The 21,591-nt window shown below is 72.1% G+C and carries 26 protein-coding genes; 13 read left to right on the forward strand and 13 right to left on the reverse strand.

Features of this window, described 5'->3' with window-relative positions:
- Nucleotides 1-46 precede the first annotated feature (46 nt).
- The 4 genes from ACFY1S_RS14960 to ACFY1S_RS14975 are packed head-to-tail and all read right to left on the reverse strand — an operon-like array spanning nt 47 to nt 3,487.
- Nucleotides 47-1,291 carry a metallophosphoesterase gene (locus ACFY1S_RS14960; protein ID WP_387117349.1) on the reverse strand — a complete coding sequence of 415 codons (1,245 nt, stop codon included), beginning with the start codon at nt 1,289-1,291 and terminating at the stop codon, nt 47-49.
- 13 nt (nt 1,292-1,304) lie between these two features.
- On the reverse strand, nt 1,305-1,544 hold the full coding sequence (locus tag ACFY1S_RS14965) for a MoaD/ThiS family protein (protein WP_387117696.1): 240 nt from the start codon (nt 1,542-1,544) through the stop codon (nt 1,305-1,307).
- 18 nt (nt 1,545-1,562) lie between these two features.
- Nucleotides 1,563-2,576 (reverse strand): GTP 3',8-cyclase MoaA, encoded by a 1,014-nt coding sequence (gene moaA / locus ACFY1S_RS14970; protein ID WP_387117352.1) that lies wholly within the window; start codon nt 2,574-2,576, stop codon nt 1,563-1,565.
- The gene (locus ACFY1S_RS14975; RefSeq protein ID WP_387117355.1) at nt 2,573-3,487 is read right to left on the reverse strand and encodes a fructosamine kinase family protein; all 915 of its coding nucleotides are present in this window, start codon (nt 3,485-3,487) and stop codon (nt 2,573-2,575) included. Before ACFY1S_RS14975 ends, moaA begins: the two co-directional genes overlap by 4 nt.
- 152 nt (nt 3,488-3,639) lie before the next feature.
- Between ACFY1S_RS14975 and ACFY1S_RS14980 the strand changes: the two genes are divergently transcribed.
- The 5 genes from ACFY1S_RS14980 to ACFY1S_RS15000 all read left to right on the forward strand — a co-directional run bounded on the left by ACFY1S_RS14980 (nt 3,640) and on the right by ACFY1S_RS15000 (nt 7,932).
- Nucleotides 3,640-4,686 carry a DUF4192 domain-containing protein gene (locus ACFY1S_RS14980; protein ID WP_387117357.1) on the forward strand — a complete coding sequence of 349 codons (1,047 nt, stop codon included), beginning with the start codon at nt 3,640-3,642 and terminating at the stop codon, nt 4,684-4,686.
- A 79-nt stretch (nt 4,687-4,765) separates the two neighbouring features.
- Nucleotides 4,766-5,695 carry an ATP-binding cassette domain-containing protein gene (locus ACFY1S_RS14985; RefSeq protein WP_387117360.1) on the forward strand — a complete coding sequence of 310 codons (930 nt, stop codon included), beginning with the start codon at nt 4,766-4,768 and terminating at the stop codon, nt 5,693-5,695.
- Nucleotides 5,696-5,725: 30 nt separating this feature from the next.
- Nucleotides 5,726-6,517, forward strand: coding sequence for an ABC transporter permease (locus ACFY1S_RS14990; RefSeq protein WP_387117363.1), 792 nt, complete (start codon nt 5,726-5,728; stop codon nt 6,515-6,517).
- On the forward strand, nt 6,514-7,074 hold the full coding sequence (locus ACFY1S_RS14995; protein WP_387117366.1) for a TetR/AcrR family transcriptional regulator: 561 nt from the start codon (nt 6,514-6,516) through the stop codon (nt 7,072-7,074). Before ACFY1S_RS14990 ends, ACFY1S_RS14995 begins: the two co-directional genes overlap by 4 nt.
- A 144-nt stretch (nt 7,075-7,218) precedes the next feature.
- Nucleotides 7,219-7,932 (forward strand): GAP family protein, encoded by a 714-nt coding sequence (locus ACFY1S_RS15000; protein ID WP_387117369.1) that lies wholly within the window; start codon nt 7,219-7,221, stop codon nt 7,930-7,932.
- On the opposite strand, the gene fdhD is transcribed toward ACFY1S_RS15000, so the two are convergent.
- Nucleotides 7,922-8,776, reverse strand: a complete 855-nt coding sequence (gene fdhD, locus ACFY1S_RS15005) for a formate dehydrogenase accessory sulfurtransferase FdhD (protein ID WP_364370314.1) — start codon at nt 8,774-8,776, stop codon at nt 7,922-7,924. The two genes, ACFY1S_RS15000 and fdhD, sit on opposite strands and share 11 nt — an antisense overlap.
- An 85-nt stretch (nt 8,777-8,861) precedes the next feature.
- Here fdhD and ACFY1S_RS15010 point away from each other — a divergent pair, with 85 nt between their 5' ends.
- From ACFY1S_RS15010 to ACFY1S_RS15020, 3 genes are read left to right on the forward strand one after another with little or no spacing between them, the layout of a single operon-like run.
- Nucleotides 8,862-9,464: a molybdenum cofactor guanylyltransferase gene (locus tag ACFY1S_RS15010; RefSeq protein ID WP_387117372.1), complete on the forward strand. Its 603-nt coding sequence runs from the start codon at nt 8,862-8,864 to the stop codon at nt 9,462-9,464.
- Nucleotides 9,461-9,736, forward strand: coding sequence for a DUF6457 domain-containing protein (locus ACFY1S_RS15015; protein WP_387117376.1), 276 nt, complete (start codon nt 9,461-9,463; stop codon nt 9,734-9,736). The genes ACFY1S_RS15010 and ACFY1S_RS15015 overlap by 4 nt, the downstream gene beginning before the upstream one ends.
- Before the next feature lie 51 nt (nt 9,737-9,787).
- A complete protein-coding gene (locus ACFY1S_RS15020) occupies nt 9,788-10,882 on the forward strand; it encodes a hypothetical protein (protein ID WP_387117379.1) in 1,095 nt (364 codons plus the stop codon).
- Here ACFY1S_RS15020 and ACFY1S_RS15025 read toward each other — a convergent pair.
- Together ACFY1S_RS15025 and ACFY1S_RS15030 are read right to left on the reverse strand one after the other, a co-directional pair.
- Nucleotides 10,879-11,835, reverse strand: coding sequence for a zinc-binding dehydrogenase (locus tag ACFY1S_RS15025; RefSeq protein WP_387117382.1), 957 nt, complete (start codon nt 11,833-11,835; stop codon nt 10,879-10,881). The genes ACFY1S_RS15020 and ACFY1S_RS15025 overlap by 4 nt on opposite strands.
- Nucleotides 11,836-11,894: 59 nt before the next feature.
- Nucleotides 11,895-12,356 carry an Lrp/AsnC family transcriptional regulator gene (locus tag ACFY1S_RS15030; protein WP_354814963.1) on the reverse strand — a complete coding sequence of 154 codons (462 nt, stop codon included), beginning with the start codon at nt 12,354-12,356 and terminating at the stop codon, nt 11,895-11,897.
- Nucleotides 12,357-12,415: 59 nt separating this feature from the next.
- On the opposite strand from ACFY1S_RS15030, the gene ddaH reads away from it, so the two are divergent.
- Complete coding sequence (gene ddaH / locus ACFY1S_RS15035) at nt 12,416-13,249, forward strand: dimethylargininase (RefSeq protein ID WP_387117386.1); 834 nt, start codon at nt 12,416-12,418, stop codon at nt 13,247-13,249.
- A 75-nt stretch (nt 13,250-13,324) separates the two neighbouring features.
- On the opposite strand, the gene ACFY1S_RS15040 is transcribed toward ddaH, so the two are convergent.
- On the reverse strand, nt 13,325-14,512 hold the full coding sequence (locus ACFY1S_RS15040) for an ABC transporter substrate-binding protein (RefSeq protein ID WP_387117389.1): 1,188 nt from the start codon (nt 14,510-14,512) through the stop codon (nt 13,325-13,327).
- Nucleotides 14,513-14,593: 81 nt separating this feature from the next.
- A complete protein-coding gene (locus ACFY1S_RS15045; RefSeq protein WP_387117392.1) occupies nt 14,594-15,391 on the reverse strand; it encodes an alpha/beta hydrolase family protein in 798 nt (265 codons plus the stop codon).
- Between the two features lie 84 nt (nt 15,392-15,475).
- On the opposite strand from ACFY1S_RS15045, the gene ACFY1S_RS15050 reads away from it, so the two are divergent.
- Nucleotides 15,476-16,078, forward strand: coding sequence for a bacterial proteasome activator family protein (locus tag ACFY1S_RS15050; protein ID WP_357984605.1), 603 nt, complete (start codon nt 15,476-15,478; stop codon nt 16,076-16,078).
- A 9-nt stretch (nt 16,079-16,087) separates the two neighbouring features.
- Here ACFY1S_RS15050 and ACFY1S_RS15055 read toward each other — a convergent pair whose 3' ends face one another.
- The 3 genes from ACFY1S_RS15055 to ACFY1S_RS15065 form a co-directional block, all read right to left on the reverse strand.
- A complete protein-coding gene (locus tag ACFY1S_RS15055; protein ID WP_387117395.1) occupies nt 16,088-16,900 on the reverse strand; it encodes an HAD family hydrolase in 813 nt (270 codons plus the stop codon).
- Nucleotides 16,900-17,721 (reverse strand): HAD family hydrolase, encoded by an 822-nt coding sequence (locus ACFY1S_RS15060; RefSeq protein WP_387117398.1) that lies wholly within the window; start codon nt 17,719-17,721, stop codon nt 16,900-16,902. The genes ACFY1S_RS15055 and ACFY1S_RS15060 overlap by 1 nt, the downstream gene beginning before the upstream one ends.
- Before the next feature lie 239 nt (nt 17,722-17,960).
- Complete coding sequence (locus ACFY1S_RS15065; protein WP_387117400.1) at nt 17,961-18,683, reverse strand: hypothetical protein; 723 nt, start codon at nt 18,681-18,683, stop codon at nt 17,961-17,963.
- Between the two features lie 131 nt (nt 18,684-18,814).
- Here ACFY1S_RS15065 and ACFY1S_RS15070 point away from each other — a divergent pair, with 131 nt between their 5' ends.
- The 3 genes from ACFY1S_RS15070 to ACFY1S_RS15080 all read left to right on the forward strand — a co-directional run bounded on the left by ACFY1S_RS15070 (nt 18,815) and on the right by ACFY1S_RS15080 (nt 20,572).
- Nucleotides 18,815-19,246, forward strand: coding sequence for an OsmC family protein (locus ACFY1S_RS15070; RefSeq protein ID WP_364370347.1), 432 nt, complete (start codon nt 18,815-18,817; stop codon nt 19,244-19,246).
- A 153-nt stretch (nt 19,247-19,399) separates the two neighbouring features.
- Nucleotides 19,400-19,747, forward strand: coding sequence for a metallopeptidase family protein (locus tag ACFY1S_RS15075; protein WP_387117699.1), 348 nt, complete (start codon nt 19,400-19,402; stop codon nt 19,745-19,747).
- A gap of 102 nt (nt 19,748-19,849) precedes the next feature.
- Nucleotides 19,850-20,572 carry an AIM24 family protein gene (locus ACFY1S_RS15080; RefSeq protein ID WP_030487734.1) on the forward strand — a complete coding sequence of 241 codons (723 nt, stop codon included), beginning with the start codon at nt 19,850-19,852 and terminating at the stop codon, nt 20,570-20,572.
- Between the two features lie 54 nt (nt 20,573-20,626).
- Here ACFY1S_RS15080 and pheA read toward each other — a convergent pair whose 3' ends face one another.
- The gene (gene pheA / locus ACFY1S_RS15085) at nt 20,627-21,583 is read right to left on the reverse strand and encodes a prephenate dehydratase (protein WP_387117404.1); all 957 of its coding nucleotides are present in this window, start codon (nt 21,581-21,583) and stop codon (nt 20,627-20,629) included.
- Nucleotides 21,584-21,591 lie beyond the last annotated feature (8 nt).

Genomic DNA, 21,591 nt, shown 5'->3' on the forward strand with positions numbered 1-21,591 from the left:
GCCCGCCGCGCGGGCCGCCCGCCGCCACGCGCGGACGTGACGTCCGCTATGCCGAGCGCAACTCGACCACACTGATCTGCGGCTCCGCGCCGACCCGCACCGGAGGGCCCCAGAAACCGGCGCCGTTGGTCACGTAGACCTTCGTGCCGTCGACCTCGCCGAGCCCGCTGACCACCGGCTGCTCCAGCCGCACGGCCAGGTTGAACGGCACCATCTGCCCGCCGTGGGTGTGCCCGGACAGTTGCAGGTCGACACCGAACTTCGCGGCGTCGACCGCGGCGATCGGTTGGTGCGCCAGCAGGATCACCGGCCGGCTCGGGTCGCGGTCGCCAAGAGCGGCGGCGAAGTCGGGCGGGGCGGCCAGCCCGGTGCCGGCGGCGGACACGTCGTTGACCCCGGCCAGGTCGAGCACGCCGCCCGGTGTCCGGATCTCCTGCCGCCGGTTCTGCAGGACCCGCAGGCCGAGCCGGTCGACCTCCTGGACCCACTCCTCGACGCCTGAGTAGTACTCGTGGTTGCCTGTGACGAAGAAGCTGCCGTACCGGGAGCGCAGGTCACGAAGCGGCGCGGCGGCCGAACCCAACTCGGCCACCGAGCCGTCGACCAGGTCACCGACGACAGCCACCAGGTCGGCGTCGAGCCGGTTGATGACGGCGACGATCCGCTCGGTGTGCGCGCGGCCGCGCAGCGGGCCGAGGTGGATGTCGGAGACGGTGGCGATGCGCAGGCCGTCCATGGATCGCGGGAGCTTGGCGAGCGGGATCTGCACCCGGTCCAGTCGCGGCGGGCCGAGAGCGGTGCGTACGCCGTACCCCGTGATGCCGGCGGCGGTGAGGCCGGCGAAGATGGCCGCCCCACGGGCGAGCAGCAGCCGACGGGCCGGGTCGTGGTCTGGCGTCGCGGTGGCGGCGGCGGCCGGCGGCTCGGCCGGCCCGGCGGCGCCGACGAGCACCGGCTCGGGCGCGGCGGTGGTGGGCTCGGCGGCCACCACCCGGCGACGCAGCACCAGCCGGGTGACGAGCATCGGCACTTCCAGCACGATGAGCACGACGAGCAGGTAGAGCATCAGCGCGAGCCACAGGTAACCGGGCCAGGCGAGCCAGTAGAGGCCGGCCTGCGTGCTGGTCAGGGTGACCGGCACGAGGAACGCCAGCACCAGCGCCGCGATCCCGCCGGCCCGCCGCCAGCGACCCGGTGTGGTGGTGTCCCGGACGAGCCGCTTCCACAGGTAGAGGTGGATGAGGCCGGTGACCAGCGCCAGGACAGTCACGAACCCCACAACCGCCAACATCTGTGCGCCTCCCTCAGCCGCCCGCGAACGGCGGCAGGACGTCGATCGTGGCCCCGCCCGGCAGGGGTGTCGCACGATCATGACAGGTGACGCCGTCCACGAGGAAACTCGCGACGCGCAGCACGGCGGCGAGACGGTCACCGTGCCGCTGGGCCAGATCGACGGTGAGGTCGTCGAGGGAACGGCCGGCCGGTACGACCTCCTCGGAGCGCCCCACTGCGGCGCGGGCACCCGCGAAGTAGCGGACGGTCATCGGTGCCTGGTCCACGGATCAGCCTCCGATCGCGGACATCGGGCGGGTCGGCTGGAGGAAGGTGGGGTCGTCGATGCCGTGCCCGGCACGTTTGCCCCACATGGCGGTGCGCCAGCGTCGGGCGAGCTCCTCGTCGTCCGCGCCGCCGCGAAGCGCGGCACGCAGGTCGGACTCCTCGGTGGCGAAGAGGCACGCGCGGACCTGGCCGTCGGCCGTCAGCCGGGTGCGGTCGCAGTCACCGCAGAAGGGACGGGTGACGCTGGCGATCACCCCCACCCGGGCCGGGCCGCCGTCGACCAGCCAGGTCTCCGCCGGGGCCGCGCCGCGTTCGGTCGGGTCGGGGCTGAGGTCGAATCGGGTACGCAACGACGCGAGGATCTCCTCGGCCGTGACCATCGTGTCGCGGTCCCAACCGTGCTGGGCGTCCAGCGGCATCTGCTCGATGATCCGCAGCTGGTAGCCGTGGTCGAGGGCGAAGCGGAGCAGCGCCGGCGCCTCGTCCTCGTTGACGCCGCGCATCAGCACCGAGTTGATCTTTACGGGGTCGAGACCGGCGGCGGCGGCCCCGGCGAGCCCGGCGAGCACCGCGTCCAGCCGGGGACGACGGGTGAGCTGGGTGAACCGGGCCGGATCGAGCGTGTCGAGGGAGACGTTCACCCGGTCCAGACCGGCCGTACGCAGCGCCGGGGCCAGCTTGTCCAGGCCGATGCCGTTGGTGGTGAGGGAGATCCGGGGGCGGGGCTCGACGGCGGCCACCGAGGCCACGATGTCCACCAGGCCGGCGCGGATCAGCGGCTCGCCACCGGTGAACCGCACCTCGGTCACGCCGAGCCGCTCGACGGCCAACCGGACCAGCCGGACGATCTCCGTGTCGGTGAGCAGCTCGGGGCCGGCCAGCCAGGGCAACCCCTCGGCAGGCATGCAGTAGGTGCAGCGCAGATTGCACTTGTCGGTCAGGGACACGCGCAGGTCCCGGGCGACGCGGCCGTACCGGTCGACGAGGACGCCGTCGGACCGCGGGGCGACGCTCACCTGTCGACCGTAGCGCGCCTGGCCCGGCCGAGGGCGGCACGGGCGTTCTCGACCACCGCATCGCGCCAGCCGCCGCCGAACAGCGCGGTGTGCACGAGCAGCAGGTGGAGCTGGTGCAGCGGAACCCGTTCGCGCCAGCCGGCCGACAGCGGCCAGCTCTCCCGATAGGCGGCCAGAACCGTGTCCAGGTGGGGGAGGCCGCCGAAGAGCGCCAGCTGGGCGAGATCGGTCTCCCGGTGCCCGCCGTGCGCCGCCGGGTCGACGAGCCAGACCCTGTCGTCCGCGCCCCACAGCACGTTGCCCGGCCACAGGTCGCCGTGGATGCGCGCCGGCGGCTCGTCGCCGCCGAACTCGCCCAATCGGCCCACCACCTGCTCGACAAGCGCGGCGTGCTCGAGCGTCAGAGAGCCCCGGTCGACCGAGCGGCGCAGGTGGGGGGCGAGTCGCCGTTCGGCGAACCACGTCGACCAGGGGCCGTCGTCGGCGGTGTTGTCCTGCTCGAGCGCCCCGATGAAGCCGGTCCAGGGAGCGCCGAAGGTGGGGGCGCCGGCCCGGTGCAGGTCGGCCAGCTCGCGGCCGAACCGCTCCGCCGCCTCCCGCGTCGGCTCGCCGGGCTCCACCCAGTCGAGCGCCAGCAGGTCGGGCAGCGCCACGAGCACCTCGGGTACGGCGACCGCGCCCGCCTCCCGCAGCCAGCGCAAGCCGGCCGCCTCGGTCTCGAAGAAACCCTCAGGCACCTGACGGTCGGCCTGTTCGGGCCAGGACTTGGCGAAGACGGAGTGCCCGTCGTCGAGGGTGAGCCGGGCCGCCGCGCAGATGTCCCCTCCGGCGACGGGTGTCTCCCGGATCCGTTGGTGGGTACGGAACGTCGGCAGGTGTGCCGGATGCGCGCGCAGGTACGCCAGGTCCATCAGCGCACGGTAACCGCTCCCCGTGACACATCTGTGTCGTGTGAGCACATCGGAACGCGTCCACCTGGACAAATACGCTCGGTAACTGTGGATAAGCCGCGTGTCGTCCACAGGGGCGGCGGGGACGGCTGGGCGGGTCGCAGGCTCCCGACATGACCTCGACCGACCGTACCCAGCTCGCCGTCCGCTCACCCGCCGACCTGATCGCCGCCGTGCCGTACCTGCTCGGCTTCCATCCCGCCGACAGCGTCGTCGCGGTGGCGCTGCGCGGCCGGCAGATCATCTTCGCCGCCCGCGCCGACCTGCCGGCCCCGTCCACCGACCCGGCCGAGCCGGCCCGGCACCTGGCCGGGGTGATCCTGCGCCAGGGCGCGGAGTCCGCCACCGTGGTCGGCTACGGGCCTCCCGAACGGGTGACACCGAGTGTGGACGCGGTGCGTCTCGCCCTCGCCGGTGTCGGGCTGGAGGTGCTCGACGCGCTGCGGGTCACCGGCGACCGCTGGTGGTCCTACCTCTGCGCCGAGGCCGACTGCTGCCCTCCCGAAGGCCGGCGCCACGACGCCTCGGCCAACCAGGTGACCGCCTCGGCGGTGTTCGCCGGCCAGGTCGCCCTGCCGGACCGGGCCGCCCTCGTGGCGCAGGTGGCACCGGTGTCCGACGACGCCTCGGCCGCGGCCCGCGCCGCCACCGCCCGCGCCCGGCTGAGGCTGACCGAGCTGGTCGGGCAGGCGCCCGCGAGCGATCTGCTCGGCGGTCGGGCCCTGCGTTCCGCAGGGGTGGCGGCGGTCCGCGAGGCGCAGCGCGCGCAGGGGCGGGGCGTACGACTCGACGACGACGAGGTGGCCTGGTTGAGCGTGCTGCTGACCCATCTGCCGATCCGTGACCACGCGTGGGAGCGCACCGATGGTCGGGATCGGGACATCGCTCTCTGGACCGACGTGCTGCGTCGGGCCGACCCGGAGTTGACCGCGGCGCCGGGCTCGTTGCTGGCGTTCGCCGCGTGGCGAGCCGGGCAGGGTGCGCTGGCGGCGGTGGCGCTGGAACGCACGCTGAGTCTGACTCCTGACTACTCGCTCGCCCTGCTCCTGGACGACCTGCTGCGGCGCGGTGTGCCCCCGTCGGAGCTGGACGGTTGGCCGTCGGTCGGCATGCCCGGGGTGGTCCGCCCGCGCAGGAGGCGTCGACGTGGCCGGGGCTGACCGGTGTCGCGCGGCCCTCGTGTGTCTGTCGCGTCACTCCGTCCGGCCTCCCGACCTACCGGTAGGTAGGGTGGCCGTCATGGCCACCGACCCCGCAATCGTCGTCAACGACCTGACGAAGTCCTACGGAGCCCGGAACGCACTGGATCAGCTCTCGCTGACGGTCGAACGTGGCAGCCGCACGGTGGTCCTCGGGCACAACGGGGCGGGAAAGTCCACCCTCCTGGAGATCATCGCGACGCTGCGCACCCCCACGTCCGGCACCGTGACCGTCGACGGACACGACACGGTCACCCAGGCTCGCGAAGCCCGACGGCTGATCGGCCTGACGCCGCAGGCCAACGCACTGGACCCGCTCGCCACCCCGACCGAGGTGCTCGACTTCCAGGGCGTCGCGCTCGGGCTCGGCCGACCGGCCGCCGCACGCCGTACCCGGGAACTTCTCGAACTCTTCGGCCTGGGGGAGCAGCGCAGGACACGGATCTCGAAGCTGTCCGGCGGAACGCGTCGGAAGGTCGACCTCGCCGTGGCCCTGGTCTCCGAACCCCCGGTCGTGATCCTCGACGAGCCGACCACCGGCCTCGATCCGCTCAGCCGCCTCGAGTTCTGGACCGAGCTGAGACGACTCAACCAGAACGACCGGACCTTCCTGATCTCCACCCAGGACCTCCACGAGGCCGATGTCCTCGCCACCGACATCGTGGTGCTGCGCGACGGCGCGGTCGCCGCGCAGGGTTCCCCCGAGTCGCTGAAACGGTGGGTCGGCGAGCGCACCCTGACCCTCGGGCTGACCGACGAGCCCACCGCACAGGAGTTCCTGTCCCGCGCGCGTGCCCTGTTCCGCGCCGAGCCCGGGGAGCCACGGACGGTGCGCCTCGCACTCTCCGGCGACCCGGACGCGCTGAGGACCGCGCTCGACGACATCGGTCGGTCCGCCGGCGGCATCGAGGAGATCCGCCTGACCGAACCCTCGCTCGACGACGTCTTCGTCGCTCTCGCCGCCCGCTGACGCGGGCCCGACCGGTAAGGACGCCACAACGTGACACTTCTCGCCGTCTCTCCCGCCCCCGCGCGCGGGGCCGCGGTCACCGTCGCCGCGACCAGGCGTTCCACCCGGGCGGTCCTGCGCTCCCCGGCCCTCCTGGTCGCCCCGGTCGCGCAGTCGCTCTTCTTCCTGCTCATCTACTCGGGGCAGCTCAGCACCGTCGGCAGCGGCTATCTCGCGGGCGGCAGCTTCATCTCGTTCCTGCTGCCGCTGATCCTGCTCACCGGTGTGGCCACCGGCGCCGGCACGGCGGGAACGCTCGTCCTGCGGGACGTCAGCAGCGGTTACCTCGACCGGCTCCGGCTGGCACACGGCACAGCCACCCCGTTCCTGGTCGGGGCCGTCGTCGCGGCGCTCGTCGCCGTCACCGTCGGGATGCTCACCACGATCGCCGGGGCGGTGCTCATCGGTTACCGGCCGCAGAGCTGGGCGGGGGTGACCGCCATGATCGTCCTGCTGCTCGCGCTCGGCCTGGGCATCGCGCTGCTCAGCGTCGCCGTCGCGATCCGGTCCGCCTCGGCGACGAGCACCAACCTCGTGACCCTCGCCGTGTTCGGGCTGTCGTTCTTCACGGGCGTGTTCGCTCCGGTGGACGAACTCGCCGGCTGGATGCGCACGGTCGCGGCCGTCAACCCGCTCAGCCACGTCGTGGACACGGCTCGCCAGCTCGAAGGGGGTGCCGTGCTCTCCGCGGCACCGGTGGCTCTCGTCGCCCTGGTTACGCTTGTGCTCGTCGGAGTCGCCGCCTGCGTTGTGGCCCTGAACCACGCTCGGAGGAGTCGATGACCGCAGTGGCGGACACCCGTTCACAGATCGTGGCCGCCTTCAGTGAGCAGTTGGCCGTCGTGGGCTACCAGGGGGTTTCGCTCGTCGGCGTCGCACGGACGGTCGGCATCCAGAAGCCGTCCATCTACCACCACTTCCCCGGTGGCAAGGAGGCGCTCTACTCGGCCGTGGCGCTGAGGTTCGTCGAGCAACTCCGTACCCGCATCGCGGCGGCGCTGGCGACCGAGGGGCCGTTGGAAGAGCGGCTGCGGGCTCTCGCAGTCGTCTCGGCGGAGCACCCCACCCGGGCCATCTCCTTCGAGCAACGTGTCTACGACGCGCTCGACCTCGTCTCCGAGGAGACGAGGACCGACGTGTCCGAGCGGTACGTGAGCGGCGTCCTCGATCCGGTCGTCGGGCTCTTCCGCGAAGCGGTCGAGGCAGGAGACGTCAGGGGCGATCCCTGGCTCCTCACGAACGCGTTCCTCCATCTCGCCCGCGCGCTCGACCTCATGAACGAACCCGAGGGCAGCGCCCAACTCGTCGCGCTCTTCCTCGACGGCGCTCGACCACGCTAGGCGGCTGCCCGGCACGCGCCGACGGCCCGTACGCCCCGGTGTGGTCCGTCGAAGGATGTAGTGGACGTTCGTCCCACGGGGCGAGTCATCAGGCGTGACGTCGCCGCAGAATCAGCAGATGCCCCCACCACGTGAACACCGCACATGAGTGTCGGACTGCTGCTGTCGCTCACCGGCCTGGCACTTGTCGACAGCACCAGCATCGGCACCCTCTTCATCCCGGTCTGGTTGCTGCTCGCGCCCGGGAGGATCAACGCCCGGCGGATCCTCGTCTACCTCGGCACGATCGTCGTCTTCTACTTCGGGCTCGGGCTGCTGCTTGTGGTGGGCGGCAGCCGGCTGGCCGACGTGCTCGGCGGGGCGCTGGACAACCGGCCGGTGCTCTGGGCGCAGCTCGCTCTCGGGGTCGGGCTGTTCGCGTTGAGCTTCCGCTACGACGGCAAACGACGTCCGCGCGGCGGCGGCGTGCTGCGGTGGCGGGACCGGGCGACCTCCGGAGACTCCTCGACGCGCTGGCTGGTGGGGCTGGCGCTGCTCGCCGCGCTCGCGGAGGTGGCGACGATGCTGCCGTACCTCGGCGCGGTCGGCCTGCTGACCACCTCCGGGCTCGGCGCGGCGCAGATCGTCGGGTTGCTCGCCGGCTACTGCCTGGTCATGGTGGTGCCGGCGGTGCTGCTGCTGGGGGCGCGGCTGGCGTGGCCGAGGCTTGTCGAGCCGGTGCTGGGCCGGCTCAACGCCTGGATCGTGCGGCACTCCGGCGGCATGCTCGGCTGGATCCTCGGCATCGCCGGGTTCCTGCTGGCCCGCGACGCCGTGCTCCGGCTGGGGCTGATGGACGAGCTGGTGATCAGACTGTGACCCGCTCGGGTCGGGCGTAGACGTTCATCGTGTTGCCACGCAGGAAGCCGACAAGCGTCATCCCGGCCTCCTCGGCCAGCTCGGCGGCGAGGGTGCTCGGCGCCGACACGGCGGCCAGCAGCGGCAGGCCTGCCATCCACGCCTTCTGGGTCAGCTCGAAGCTGGCCCGGCCGGAGACCAGCAGCAGGTGCCCGGCCAGGGGCAGCAGGCGTTCCCGCACCGCCCAGCCGATCACCTTGTCCACCGCGTTGTGCCGGCCCACGTCCTCGCGGAGCACCACGAGGTCGCCGGAGGGCGTGAACAGGCCCGCCGCGTGGAGCCCGCCGGTGCGGTCGAAGCCGCGTTGGGCGGCGCGCAGCCGGTCGGGCAGTTCGGCGAGGAGGGTGGCCGGCACGGTGAGCGGGTCCGCCGAGACCGGGAACAGCGACCGGGTACGGACCGCGTCGATGCTGGCCTTGCCGCAGACGCCGCAGGAGCTGGTCGTGTAGAAGTTCCGGGACGGGTCGGTGGTCGGTTCCGGTACGCCGGGGGCGAGCACCACGTCCACCACGTTGTACGTGTTGGGCGTCTCCGCGCCGGCACAGAGCTGGGCGGTCAGCACGTCGTCGGTCGACCGGATGAGCCCTTCGGTCAGCAGGAACCCGATGGCCAGGTCCAGGTCGTCGCCGGGCGTACGCATGGTGACGGCGAGGGGGCGGCGTCGGCCGGGGCCGGCGGCACCGACCCGGATTTCCAGCGGCTCCTCCACCGCGAGGGTGTCCGGCCGTCGGACGGCTCCGCGTCCGTCGGCCGCCGCGTCGAGGTCGATCCGGAGTACGCCCCGTCGGTCAGTCGCCCGTCCCATCCCGCCATCCTGCACCCGCAGCGGTACGTCCGCACACGCACAGGCATCGGTCACCGACCGGGGGCGGCACGGCTACCGTGACCGGATGGGGTCGTATGCCGCAGTGGTGCTCGCGGGTGGGGCCGCCCGCCGGATGGGTGGGGTGGACAAGCCCGCGCTTCCGGTCGGCGGCCGGTCGATGCGTGACCGGGTGCTGGCTGCCGTCGCCGATGCCGCGCCGCGCGTGCTGGTCGGCCCGGCCGAGGTCGTCCCGCCCGGCGTGCGGGTCACCCGGGAGGCCCCTGCCGGTGGGGGGCCGGTCGCTGCGGCGGCGGCGGGTCTGGCGCTGCTCGATCCCGACACGACGGTGGTCGCGTTGCTCGCCGCCGACCTGCCGCTGCTCACCCGGGCGGCGATCGGTGACCTGCTGACCCACCTCGACGAAGGGCGGCAGCTCGACGGGGTGTGCTTCGTGGACGCCGACGGTAGGCGGCAGTCGCTGTGCGGGGTGTGGCGGGTCGCCGCGCTGTGCGCGGGGCTGGACCGGCTGGCGGTGGAACGTCGCGGCGACCTGGCCGGGGCGTCCGTACGGGCGCTGCTGGGCGGCCTCCTCGTCGGGGAGGTGCCCTGGGCCGGTGCCGGCCCGCCGCCCTGGTTCGACTGCGACACTGACGAGGACGTACGCCGGGCGGAGGAGTGGGTGCGATGACGGTCATGGACGACTGGGTCACGGCGGCCTGCGCCGAGTTGGACCTGGACGCGACCCAGGTGCCCGTGCCGGCGGTGCTTGACGTCGCCCGCGACGTCGCCCACCAGGTGTTGCGGCCGGGTGCGCCGGTCAGCGCGTACCTGCTCGGTCTGGCGGTGGGTCGGGGCGCCGACCCGGCGGACGCCGCGGCCCGCCTCAGCGCCCTCGCGGCCACCTGGCCGGTGGAGCTGGGTGCCGACCGCCCCTCGATGTCCGATCCCGGTCCGGCCTGATTCGCCAGCCGCACGGCGTGGGTAGGGTGGCCGTGACGGACGGAGGCGATCATGACGGCTGACCACCCCTCGGCGCCGGACGGTGAGCTGCCTGGCGGAGCGGCGGATTCGATTCTGCTCGACGAACCCAGCAGCACCGACCTGCGGGCCAAGGTGACCGAGGCGTGGCAGGAGTTCGCCCGCGCCCTGGCCGTACGTCTGCCGGAGCTGCCCGCGGGCGCGCACCTTGAGCTGACCCTGGATCCGACCGCCTCCGGTACGGGGGACGCCGTCTACTCGATAAGCGTGGACGTGGACGAGGCCGGCGGCCTCTCCGCGCGGGCGGTCGGAAATGCCGCACTGCCTGCGGGCTACCGGCTGGACCGCGCCGCGGTGGCCGACATGATCGCGCTCGGCTGGTCGCCGCCGGGTGTGGTGACCGGTTCGGGCAACGCCTTCGGGCTGGACGGTACGACGGCGGAGGCACCCCGGATCGCCGCGCTGCTCGCCCGGACGTTGCGGGACGTCTACGGCGCACCGCACCCGGCGTTCCTCGTCTATCTGGTGCACGACGCCGAGGGCGAGCCGCTGGCGGTGGAGGCGTTGGGCACCGCGCGCAGCGAGTTCGGCCCGGACGCCGACGTCGAGGCCGACCTGGAGGAGGCGCTGGCCGAGGCCGCCGCCCAGGTGGAGCAGGACGACGTGCTCGACCTGGCCGAGCGGGTGCGTACGGTCGTGTCCACCATGCTCAAGTCGGACACCGACCGGTTGCAGATCGACTCGGACGGCGACATCACCATCCGCGCCGGCTCGGCGATGGTCTTCGTCCGGGTGCGCGACAACCCGCCGCTCGTGGATGTCTTCTCCCCGGTCCTGACCGAGGTGGAGCCGACCGAGCGGCTCTACGTCAAGCTCTCCGAGCTGACCAACCGGATGCCGATCGGGCGGCTGTACTGCGCCGACGACACGGTGTGGGCGTCGATCCCGGTGTTCGGCCGCAACTTCCAGGCGACGCATCTGATGCTGGCCGTGCAGGTGATGACGGGCCTCGCCGACGAGCTGGACGACCGCCTGCACGGAGAGTTCGGCGGCAAGCGGTTCTTCGGCGAGGGCGACAAGCCGGTCCGCCGCGACGAGTCGGACCACCGCACCGGCATGTACCTCTAGGAGACGTCCAACAGCGTCTTGCCGACCGTCGCGCGCGCCTCGATTGCGGCGTGCGCGTCGGCGGCGCGCTCCAGCGGGAAGCGTTGCCCGATCAGCGGTCGTAGCCGGCCGGCCGCCGCGTCGGCGAGGGCCTGCCAGGTGTACGCCCGCAGGCGCTCGGGCGGCACGTCCGGCCGGACCAGCGTGACCTGTCGTGCCGTGGCGGCCTCGGGCGGGATGGGGGACCAGGCTCCGCTGGCCAGCCCGAAGCTGACCATGCGGCCACCGGGTGCCAGCAGGTCGAACGCCGTCGCGGCGATGTCTCCACCGACGCCGTCGAACACCACGTCGACACCGCCCATCTCGTTCCGGACCCGCTCGGCCCAGCCCGGCCGGCGGTAGTCGACGGCCAGGTCGGCACCGAACGCGGGCAGCAGGTCCACCTTGCGGGGCCCGCCTGCGACGCCGATCACCCGGGCACCGGCCCGGGCGGCCAACTGCACCAGGAGACTGCCCACGCCGCCTGCCGCGGCCTCCACCAGCACCCGGTCGCCGGGGCGTACGCCGACGGCGTCGACGAGCATGGTGGCGGTACGCCCGTCGGCCAGCAGCGCCACCGCCTCGTCGAGCGGCAGGCCGGTGGGCACCTCGATCGGCGCTGCCGCGTCCACGACGGCGCGTTCGGCGTACCCGCCGGAGCCGCCGGTGGAGCTGACCACCCGCTTTCCGACAAGCGCCGGGTCGACGTCCGGCCCGACGGAGGTGATCACGCCGCCGACGCCGTTGCCGGGGATCAGCGGGGGTGTGACCCGGAACGGGCCGGGCCGGCCGGAGCGCTGCTGGGTCTCGACGAATGTGATGTTCGCGTGGGCGACGTTGATCGACACCTGGCCGGGGCCGGGCGTCGGGTCGGGTGCCGTGCTGGGCACCAGCACCTCCGGCCCACCGAACTCACGTAACCAGATCGCCCGCATGAAGTCCCCTCGCGTCGTGCCAGGCCGCCACGAGTCCAACACCTCAACGCGGCTTGAGGTCAAGCCCCGGTGGACGGGCCGACGCCCGGGGACTCGACAAGCCGGGACAGGACGATGGTGCTGCGGGTGGACGTCACGAAGGACTCCGCGCGCAGCCGCTCCAGGGCCGCCTCCAGGTGGGCGATGTCGGCGGCGCGCAGGTGCACCAGCGCGTCCGCCTCGCCGGAGACGGTGTACGCGCCCACCACCTCCGGGTGCCGACGGGCGGCCACGCCGATCTGCGCCGGGGTGGTCCGACCCGCGCAGAACAGCTCGACGAACGCCTCGGTCGTCCAGCCGACGGCGGCCGGGTCGACCACCGCCGTGAATCCCCTGATCACGCCCGTGGCCCGCAGCCGGTCGACGCGGCGCTTGACCGCTGGGGCGGAGAGTGACACCCGCGTGCCGATGTCGGCGTACGACGCACGGGCGTCGGCGACGAGCAACGCAATGATCCGCTGGTCTACCGCGTCTATCTGCAACGTTCCGCCTCTGGGAAGCAACGGTTGTGGCTGTTACCAAAGTTCCACGGTACCTACTCTTGGTGACCGTGAACCAGCAGCGAGTCTCGCGAAAGCGGACATATCTCATGTGCTCGCCCGAGCACTTCGCGGTCGATTACGCGATCAATCCGTGGATGGACGTGACCACCCCGGTGGACCGGGATCTGGCCGTCAAGCAGTGGGACCGGCTGCGCGAGACGCTTGTCGGCCTCGGCCACGACGTGCACCTGCTCACCCCCGAGCAGGGCCTGCCGGACATGGTCTACGCCGCCAACGGCGCGTTCATGGTGGACGGCAGCGTCTACGGCGCCCGCTTCAAGCACGAGCAGCGGGCCGCCGAGGCCGCCGCCCACCACGCCTTCTACGAGGCGCAGGGCCTGCGGTTCATCGCCCCGAGCGAGACCAACGAGGGCGAGGGTGACTTCGCGTACGTGCCGGAGGCGCACGGCGGCCTGATCCTGGCCGGTCACGGCTTCCGCACCGAGGCCCCGGCGCACGCCGAGGCGCAGGAGGCGCTGGGTCGGCCGGTGGTGTCGCTGCGCCTGATCGACCCGCGGTTCTACCACCTGGACGTGGCGCTCGCCGCCATCGACGACGCGAACGTCGTCTACTTCCCCGGAGCGTTCTCGGCGGCCAGCCAGCGGGTGCTGACCCAGCTCTTCCCGGACGCCGTGCTCGCGGACGACGAGGACGCCCTGGCCTTCGGGCTCAACCTGGTGAGCGACGGCGCGAACGTCGTGCTCAACAGCGAGGCCACCCGGCTGGCCGGCAAGCTCAAGGCCGCCGGCTACCACCCCGTCCCTGTCGAGTTGGGCGAGCTGAAGAAGGGCGGCGGCAGCGTGAAGTGCTGCATCGCCGAACTGCGGCACTGACCCGAACTCTGCCGCGTACTTCAGGGGCCGACCTCCCGACGGGAGGCCGGCCCCTGCTGCTGCGGGCGCGGGCGGTCAGCCCAGCGTGGCCAGCTCGTTGATCAGCACGTTCGACATGACCTGGCCGTCGCGCTGCACCTCTCGCAGGTACCACTTCTGCTGCGGGGTACGCGGCTGGTTGAACTGCCAGATCCCGCGCGGGCTGTCGATCTGGCCGATCTTGCCGAGCGCCAGGTTGACCTGCTGCGGCGTCGGCTTCCCGCCGGTCAGCTGAATGGCCTGGTCGAGCACCTGCGCCGCGTCGTACGACGCCATGGCGTAGGTGGTCGGGGTGACCTGGTACTTCTTGCGGTACGCCGACGCGAAGACCCGGTTGGACGTGTTGTTCAGGTCGGCCGAGTAGTTGAGCGCCGTCTGGATGCCCAGCGCGTTGTCCTTGAGGTTCTCCAGCACGGTGCCCTCGGTGAGGAAGCCGGGTGCGTAGACGGGGCCGGAGTACTCCTCGCGCAGCTGCTTGATGAACTCCACGGCCGCGTTGCCGGCGAAGAAGCAGAAGACCGCCGTCGGCTTCTTGGCCAGCGCCTTGTTGATGTCCACGGCGAACGCGGTCTTCCCCGGGTTGGGGTTGGCGGTGGTGTAGGTCACCGGGTCGGCGATCCGCGGGTCGGTGGCACCGAACTCCTGCCGGAAGCCGCGCACCACGTCAGGACTGCCGACGTTCTCCGGCATGATGATCGCGACGCGGCCGTTGGCCGGCAGTTGGTCGCGCAGGTAGCGGCCCAGCGCCCGGCCGGCCTCGTCCAGCACGTAGGACGTACGCCAGATGTAGAAGACGCTCTGGAGGCTGCTCGGCGAGGCGTTGGAGCCGATCAGGGGGACCCGGGCCTGCTCCACGGTGTCCCGGATGCCGACCATCACGGCCGAGTTGACGACCCCGGTGAGCGCCAGCACGCCCTGCTTGAGCAGGTCGTCGACGGCGGCCTTGCCGGTCTTGGCGCTGTCGCCCTCGTCGGCGGTCAGCAGGGTGACCGGGTGGCCGCCCAACCGCTGGTCGTGCATGTCCAGAAAGAGCTGGAAGCCGTTGGTGATGTCGTCACCGATGCTCTTGAAGCCGCCGGCCTGTGGCGTGATCAGACCGATCTTGATCGGGCTCCGGTCGGCGGCGGACTGGGCGTCGGTGTCGGAGCCGCAACCGGCGGCGAATCCGGTGGTACCGAGCGCGGCCAGGAGTTGGAGCGCCCGCCTGCGATTCATCTGCGACACCGAGTTCCTTCCAGGAGTGTTGCAGGGCAGAAGACACAGCCCCTCCGGCGTTCTACCTGCTCCGCGACGCTGCGTCAATGGCTATTGATCATCGTGCAGGGACCGCAACACGTCGACGATTCGGGGCCAGGCCGAGGACTGCGGGTCGATCAGTCCGAAATGCTCGTGTCCGGGCAGTTCAACAAGGGAAATATCGGATCCTGAGGCATGAGCCGCCGCGACGAAATCACGGCTCATCGCCACAGGAACCTGCTGATCCTCCGACCCATGAACGACTACTGTGCGTGTTCGCATCGGTACCAACATCCGTGGATCGGCCGCCGCGTACCGGTCCGGAACGTCCGCCGGGCCGCCCCCGAGCAGCGCCGCCACCGCGCCGGAGTCGAGATCCCGCCGGTACGCCTCGCCCAGATCGGCCACCGGGGCCAGGGCGAGCACTCCGGCCACCGTGCTCGGCGCGGTGGCCGCCACGTACAGCGCCAAATGGCCGCCGGCGGAGTGCCCGAGCAGGATCGGAGCCGCCCGGCTGACCCGGTCGGGCAGCACCTCGGCGGCCAGTGCGGGCAGCGCGCCGATGCCGGTGAGCGCGTCGGTCAGGGTGCCCGGCCAGCCGCCGCCTGGGTGCCCGGTGCGCCGGTACTCCAGCTGCGCCACCGGATACCCGCGTGCGGCGAGCGCGGCGGCCAGCGGACCTGTGTGCCGCCTGTCGTACTCGGCCCGCCAGAAGCCGCCGTGCACCACGACGACCAGCGGCCGCGCCGGTCCGGTGCCCGCCGGGGACCGCAGGTCGGCAACCTGGTCCGGGTGATCGCCGTACGCCACTGTGTGGTCGGGCTCCGGGGCGGGCCGGGTCAGCACGGCACGCGGGTCGGCAGGCATGGCGCGACGGTAGCGCGCCCCGCCCGGGTGGTTCGGCCCCGGGAGTCGGTCCCGGGAGGCATGGCTCGCGTCCGCTGGGTAAAGATGGACCCCATGACCGAAGCGCGCTCCGCTGGACACAACGACGAGCCCGGCCCCGACGACTCCGGCCAGTCCGGCACCGTGGTGGTGGTGGGCCCGGACGGCCGACCGATCGGCACCATGCAGACCGAGGAGGGCCAGGGTGAGGACCCGACCCGCCTGGTCGAGCAGCCGGCCAAGGTGATGCGGATCGGCAGCATGATCAAGCAGCTCCTGGAGGAGGTCAAGGCCGCCCCACTGGACGACGCCAGCCGCAACCGGATGCGGGAGATCCACGAACGGTCGATCGTCGAACTCAAGGAGGGCCTCGCGCCCGAGCTGCGCGACGAGCTGGAACGGATCTCGCTGCCGTTCACCGAGGACAAGGCCCCGAGCGAGGGTGAGCTGCGGATCGCGCACGCGCAGCTCGTCGGCTGGCTGGAGGGTCTGTTCCACGGCATCCAGGCGGCCCTGGTGGCCCAGCAGATGGCCGCCCGGGTCCAGTTGGAGCAGATGCGCGGTGGCCGGCAGGCGCTGCCCAGCGGCCCCGGCGGCGTCGTACCGGGGATGCCGGGCATCGGCCAGCCCGGTGGTGGCGAGGGTCACAACACCGGCCAGTACCTGTAGGCGCCCCGCTCAGCCCAACCCGAAGACCTTCTCCAGGTACGCCGCCACGCCGTCCTCGGTGTTCGCCGTCGTCACCTCGTCGGCGACCGCCAGGACGGCGCGGTGCGCGTTGGCCACGGCCACACCCCGCCCGGCCCAGGTCAGCATCGGTACGTCGTTGGGCATGTCGCCGAAGGCCAGCACGTCCTCGGCGGCGATCCCGAGCCGCTCGCAGTACCACGCCAGGCCGGCGGCCTTGGTCACCCCGGCGGCGGAGATCTCCACCAGGCCTGACGAGGACGAGTGCGTCGCCTCGGCCAGCCCTGCCACCGCCGCGGCGATCAGCTCGGCGAAGGCGTCCGGGTCCTGTTCGCCGGCGCGGGCCAGCAGCTTGACCGCAGGGACCGAGAGCAGTTCCTCGGGCGTCTCGACCGGTCTGATGCCGTCGGCGTCGGCGTCCCAGCGCAGCGGGTAGTGCGCCTCGTGCCGCATCTCCCGGCTGTCCAGGATCTCCACTGCGAAGCTGATCCCGGGCACCTCGGCGCGCAGCCGCCGGGCCACCTCCGCCAGGTGCTGGGGTGCGAGCGGATCGGCCCGCACCACCTCGTCGGCGAACGGGTCGTAGACCACGGCGCCGTTGGCGCAGACCGCCGGCAGTGGTTCGGCGAGCTGGTCGTACACCATCTTGAGCCAGCGGACCGGGCGGCCGGTGACCAGCACGACAGGCGTGCCCCGCGGGGAGATCCGCGCGATCAGGTCGGCGGTGCGCGGGCTGACTGTGTGGTCGTCGCGGATCAGCGTGCCGTCGATGTCGGTGGCGATCAGGCGGGGTGTCTCTCCCATCACCGGGACAGTAGCCGGTCCAGGTACACAGCCACTCCGTCGTCGTCGTTGCGAAGGGTCACCTCGTCGGCGACGGCGCGCAGGGCGGGGTGCGCGTTGGCGACAGCCACCCGGGACCACCCGGCCCACTCGAACATCGGCAGGTCGTTGGGCATGTCACCGAAGACCAGGACGTCGGCCGGGTCCACCCCGAGGCTCTGCGCCACCACTGTCAGTCCGGTCGCCTTGTCCACGTCAGGCGGGCAGATCTCCACGAAGCCGAGCCCGGCCTGGGTGAGCGTGGCCACCTGCGGCGGGATGATCCGGCGGGCCACCGCCAGCAACTCGTCCACGTGGTGGTCGGCGGTCCGGGCGAACGCCTTGATCACATCGCAGGAGAGGCACTCGTCGCGGGTGCGTGCCTCGAACCGGTCCTGGTAGGGCCAACTCTCGTGGTAGTCGCCCCAGAGCGGCGCGTCGTGCTCGTCGGACGCCTCGACCATCACCGTCAGCGGGCCGACCTGGGCCTCCAGGTCGGTGAGCAGGCGGGCCAGCACCTCGGCGGACAGCCGCTCGTCGCGCAGCACGACGGGTCCGGCCCGGTCGCTCTGGTCGACCACCCGGCCACCGCCGGCCATCACCAGGAAGTCGGCGGCCCGGATGTCGTTGCGGGTCAGTTCGGTCAACCGCGGGCCGCGTCCGGTCGCGCCGACCACCGGAATTCCGGCGGCCCGCACCCGGTCGAGCACCCCATGGGTGTACGCGGAGACTGTGTCATCGCTGCGGACAAGCGTCCCGTCGAGGTCTGTCGCGATCAGCTTGGGTAGTCCCGGGCGGGTCATCGTTCCTCCTTCGCCCGCCGCCGTCGCAGCCAGCCGTGCGGTCCTGGTGCAGAGACCCGGCGTGACGGCGGGCAGCAACCGTACCTCGCGAAACGGCCTCCAACCATGACTTCCCGGCGAATCGGACCCCAACGCCGGGTGCCTGTGGCATGTCCTCCGAACGCCCCGCGATCCTGCGGTTCTGGTTGCCGTTCGGTGGCTTTCTGCCGGCGCGGTAAGTGCAAGATCGGCGCGTACGGTCAGGGGTTCTGGGGGTTGGTGAACGGGGTCGTGGGGGTGACTGTCAGGTCGGCGGGGGCGCGCAGGCCCTCCTCGTCCTCGACCGGGTCCCGGTGGCGGCGGCGGGGCCAGAGGAGCCCTGGCCCGCCCATGGCCCGGTCGTCCTCCACGGATGCCGTCGGCGCCAGCCGCAGGGCCACCGCGAACAGGACGCACGCGACGAACGCCATCACCAGACCCCTGCCGTACTCGGCCCGGAAACCGTCCTGCGGCGAGTAGAAGAAGTTCCGCTGGCCGGGGTCGTTGAGCGTCGCCGTGGCCGCGGCGAGCAACGCCACAAGCGCGCCGGCCAGGGCGAGGCCCACCAACCGCGCGTTCGTCCGGACGGTCGCCGTGCCCCCCAGCGCCAGCGCCACGGTGCAGACCAGCAGGAGCAGCCCGACCAGATAACCGACGCCGAAGCCGCCGATCTCGTTCACGCCCGCCGGCACCTCGATCGAGCTGTTTCCCTCGGGGCCGCCGTTGGGCAGGGTCATGACCAGCCACTCACCCACCATCGACGCGACACCTGCGACCGCCCCGAGGCCGGCGGCCAGCAGCGGCAGCCGGGGATCCCTGGTGAGGCCCGCCAGGGACCTGCCGAACCGCCGGGGTGGGGCCGGATCGTCGTCGCCGCCCCACTCGATTACGGCCGGGCCGTCGGGCGGGTCGCCCTGCCGGGGGATCGGCAGCTCCTCGGACATCGGCCATCCCTCCGCCGGTCACGGGCCTGCGTCGAATCATGGCACAGTCAGCGGTTGGTGACCGGAATCGCAGGGTGGGCGTCGGTCCCGGTCGGTCGCTCGACGGTCACCTTTCCGCTAGCGTTCTGCTCATGCCAATCCGTACCGCTTCAGCACAATGGCAGGGCAACCTCACCGAGGGCTCCGGCACCGTCCGCACCGGTAAGGGCGGCCTGTCGGGCAACTACTCCTTCAAGTCGCGCTTCGAGGAGGGCGAGGGCACCAACCCCGAGGAGCTCATCGCCGCCGCGCACTCCGGCTGCTTCTCGATGGCGTTCTCCAAGGCTCTCGCCGACGCCGGCTCGACCCCCACCTCGGTCGAGACCACCGCCAAGGTCCACCTGGACAAGACCGATGCCGGGATGACCGTGACCCGGATCGAGTTGGAGACCGTCGGCCAGGTGCCGGGGATCGACGACGCGGAGTTCCAGAAGCTCGCCGAGAGCGCCAAGGCCAACTGCCCGATCTCCCGCCTGCTCTCGCCGGGCGCAGAGATCACCCTCACCGCGCGCCTGGCTTCCTGAGCCGGACGACCCGCACACCGCGCGTTCACGGGAAGGGGAGCTTCCGCCCGGCCAAGGGCGGCCGCTCTCCTCTCTCCGTGGACGTGCGGGCCCGGTCGTCCACCAGGGCCCGGGCCGGGTGCCTCCGCGTCGGGCACAATGGGCGAGGTGCCGGTGGAGATGAGCCGTGAGCGCTTCGAGGAGTTGGTCGGCGAAGCCCTCGACGAGGTGCCCGAAGAGCTGCTCGGCCTGATGAACAACGTCGTCATCCTGGTCGAGGACGACCCGCCGCCGGGCGAGTCCGAGCTGCTCGGCCTCTACGAGGGGCACGCGCTCACCGACCGCGGCTGGGACTACTCGGGCGTGCTGCCGGACCGGATCTTCATCTACCGCCACCCGATCCTGCGGATCTGTGACAACGACGAGGACGTCATCGACGAGGTGGCGGTGACAGTCGTGCACGAGATCGCCCACCACTTCGGCATCGACGACGCGCGTCTGCACGCGCTGGGCTGGGGCTGAACCCCGGGGCCGACCCGCCGCGCCGCTCGGTTGATGGCTTGCGGTTGCCGCTGTCGCCTACCGTCGGTGCAGCGAACGCGACCCTATTCAGGAGGCCCTTTCATGCGCAGCGAGCTGTTCTCCGCGGAGAATCTGGAGAAGGAGTCCGCGCAGCCCGGCATGCGGCTGCAGAACTCCAAGATGTTGAAGATCGAGCTCAACGGCGAGGCGATGGCCCGGGTCGGGTCGATGGTCGCCTACCAGGGCAACGTCCAGTTCCAGGCGCTGGGCTCGGGTGGGCTCGGCAAGTTCCTCAAGCAGAAGCTCACCGGCGAGGGCGTGCCGCTGATGAAGGTCTCCGGTCAGGGTGACGTCTTCCTCGCCGAACTGGCCAAGGACGTGCACATCATCGACCTGGAGCCGGGCGACGCGCTCTCGATCAACGGGTCAAGCGTGCTCGCCTTCGACTCCACCCTCCAGTACGACATCAGGATGGTCGGCGGGGCCGGGATGGCGTCCTCGTCCGGTCTGTTCAACTGCGTGTTCAGCGGGTACGGCCGGATCGCCATCACCACCAAGGGCACTCCTGTGGTGCTCAACGTGGACGCGCCCACGTACGTCGACCCGCAGGCAGCGGTCTGCTGGTCGGCGAACCTCCAGACCGGCTACCACCGCGCCGAGCAGCTCGGCCTCGGCACGCTGCTGGGCCGTCGTACCGGGGAGTCGTTCACGATGAGCTTCGCCGGTCAGGGCTTCGTGGTGGTTCAGCCGTCCGAGGAGCCGCCGGTCATGGGCAGCGGTCAGCAGCAGCAGGAGGGCGGTCTGCTCGGCGGTCTGCTGAGCTGAGCGCACCGCCGCGGGCGTTCCCTGGTGACCGGGGACGCCCGCGTTTGCGCGCCGTCAGGTCAACTCGCCGGTGCGCAGCCGGGCCAGCCAGGCCGCCGCGTCGGCATAGTCGGCGTCGGACAGACCGGCCGGGGCCGGCACCGGCCGTTCGGCAGCCGCCTGCGTCCAGCGGTGCCGGGGGTACGAGCCCAGGAAACGCACGTCGGCGCAGACCCGGCGCAGACCCTGCAACGCCTCGCCCAGCCGTACGTCGGCCACGTGCCCGGTGCAGTCGAGGAAGAAGACGTACCGGCCGAGGGCCTCACCTGTCGGCCGGGACTCGATCCGGGTCATGTTGACCCCCCGCACGGCCAACTCCATGAGCACCGACAGCAGAGCGCCGACCCGGTCGTGGGCGATGTAGACGGCGAGCGAGGTGAGGTCGTCGCCTGTCGGCGGCGGGGGTGGCCCGGGGCGCGACACCAGCGCGAACCGGGTCACCGCGTCCGGATGGTCGGCGATCTTGTCGGCGAGCACGGTGAGCCGGTGCCGGGTCGCCCCGATGGGCGCGCAGATGGCCGCGTCGTACTCGCCGGAACCGGCTCCGGCGGCCGCCGCACCGTTGGAGAGCACGTCCACCACCACCGCGTCGGGCAGGTGGTCGCGCAGCCAGCCCCGGCACTGGTTGGACGCCTGCGGATGGGCCGCGACGACGCGGACCGACGTCAGCGAGGTGCCCGGCCGGGCTCCGAGCACGAACTCCACGGGCAGGATCACCTCCCGGGTGATCACCAGTGGTGCGCCCTCGGCCATCTCGTCGAGGGTGACGCCCACCGCGCCGCCTATCGAGTTTTCCAGTGGCACCAGCGCGGCGTCGGCGTCCCCGGTCCGGACCTGGTCCAACGCCTCACCGACACTGCGGGCGGGCGTACGGGTGCCGCGTTCGGCGGCGGGGACGGTGCGCAGGGCCTGCTCGGCGAAGGTGCCCTCCGGACCGAGGTAGACGAAGCGCGTCGGTGGTGTTCCCGGCATGTCGACAA

Origin of the sequence: Micromonospora sp. NPDC000663, from assembly GCF_042898105.1 — a bacterium.
Lineage (GTDB): Bacteria > Actinomycetota > Actinomycetes > Mycobacteriales > Micromonosporaceae > Micromonospora.

Coding starts and splice junctions, on each gene's coding strand:
- ACFY1S_RS14960 (WP_387117349.1), bottom strand. CDS start 1,291: ATGTTGGCGGTTGTGGGGTTCGTGACTGTCCTGGCGCTGGTCACCGGC.
- ACFY1S_RS14965 (WP_387117696.1), bottom strand. CDS start 1,544: ATGACCGTCCGCTACTTCGCGGGTGCCCGCGCCGCAGTGGGGCGCTCC.
- ACFY1S_RS14975 (WP_387117355.1), bottom strand. CDS start 3,487: ATGGACCTGGCGTACCTGCGCGCGCATCCGGCACACCTGCCGACGTTC.
- ACFY1S_RS14980 (WP_387117357.1), top strand. CDS start 3,640: ATGACCTCGACCGACCGTACCCAGCTCGCCGTCCGCTCACCCGCCGAC.
- ACFY1S_RS14985 (WP_387117360.1), top strand. CDS start 4,766: ATGGCCACCGACCCCGCAATCGTCGTCAACGACCTGACGAAGTCCTAC.
- ACFY1S_RS14995 (WP_387117366.1), top strand. CDS start 6,514: ATGACCGCAGTGGCGGACACCCGTTCACAGATCGTGGCCGCCTTCAGT.
- ACFY1S_RS15000 (WP_387117369.1), top strand. CDS start 7,219: ATGAGTGTCGGACTGCTGCTGTCGCTCACCGGCCTGGCACTTGTCGAC.
- fdhD (WP_364370314.1), bottom strand. CDS start 8,776: ATGGGACGGGCGACTGACCGACGGGGCGTACTCCGGATCGACCTCGAC.
- ACFY1S_RS15010 (WP_387117372.1), top strand. CDS start 8,862: ATGGGGTCGTATGCCGCAGTGGTGCTCGCGGGTGGGGCCGCCCGCCGG.
- ACFY1S_RS15015 (WP_387117376.1), top strand. CDS start 9,461: ATGACGGTCATGGACGACTGGGTCACGGCGGCCTGCGCCGAGTTGGAC.
- ACFY1S_RS15020 (WP_387117379.1), top strand. CDS start 9,788: ATGACGGCTGACCACCCCTCGGCGCCGGACGGTGAGCTGCCTGGCGGA.
- ACFY1S_RS15025 (WP_387117382.1), bottom strand. CDS start 11,835: ATGCGGGCGATCTGGTTACGTGAGTTCGGTGGGCCGGAGGTGCTGGTG.
- ACFY1S_RS15045 (WP_387117392.1), bottom strand. CDS start 15,391: ATGCCTGCCGACCCGCGTGCCGTGCTGACCCGGCCCGCCCCGGAGCCC.
- ACFY1S_RS15050 (WP_357984605.1), top strand. CDS start 15,476: ATGGACCCCATGACCGAAGCGCGCTCCGCTGGACACAACGACGAGCCC.
- ACFY1S_RS15055 (WP_387117395.1), bottom strand. CDS start 16,900: ATGGGAGAGACACCCCGCCTGATCGCCACCGACATCGACGGCACGCTG.
- ACFY1S_RS15060 (WP_387117398.1), bottom strand. CDS start 17,721: ATGACCCGCCCGGGACTACCCAAGCTGATCGCGACAGACCTCGACGGG.
- ACFY1S_RS15065 (WP_387117400.1), bottom strand. CDS start 18,683: ATGTCCGAGGAGCTGCCGATCCCCCGGCAGGGCGACCCGCCCGACGGC.
- ACFY1S_RS15070 (WP_364370347.1), top strand. CDS start 18,815: ATGCCAATCCGTACCGCTTCAGCACAATGGCAGGGCAACCTCACCGAG.
- ACFY1S_RS15080 (WP_030487734.1), top strand. CDS start 19,850: ATGCGCAGCGAGCTGTTCTCCGCGGAGAATCTGGAGAAGGAGTCCGCG.
- pheA (WP_387117404.1), bottom strand. CDS start 21,583: ATGCCGGGAACACCACCGACGCGCTTCGTCTACCTCGGTCCGGAGGGC.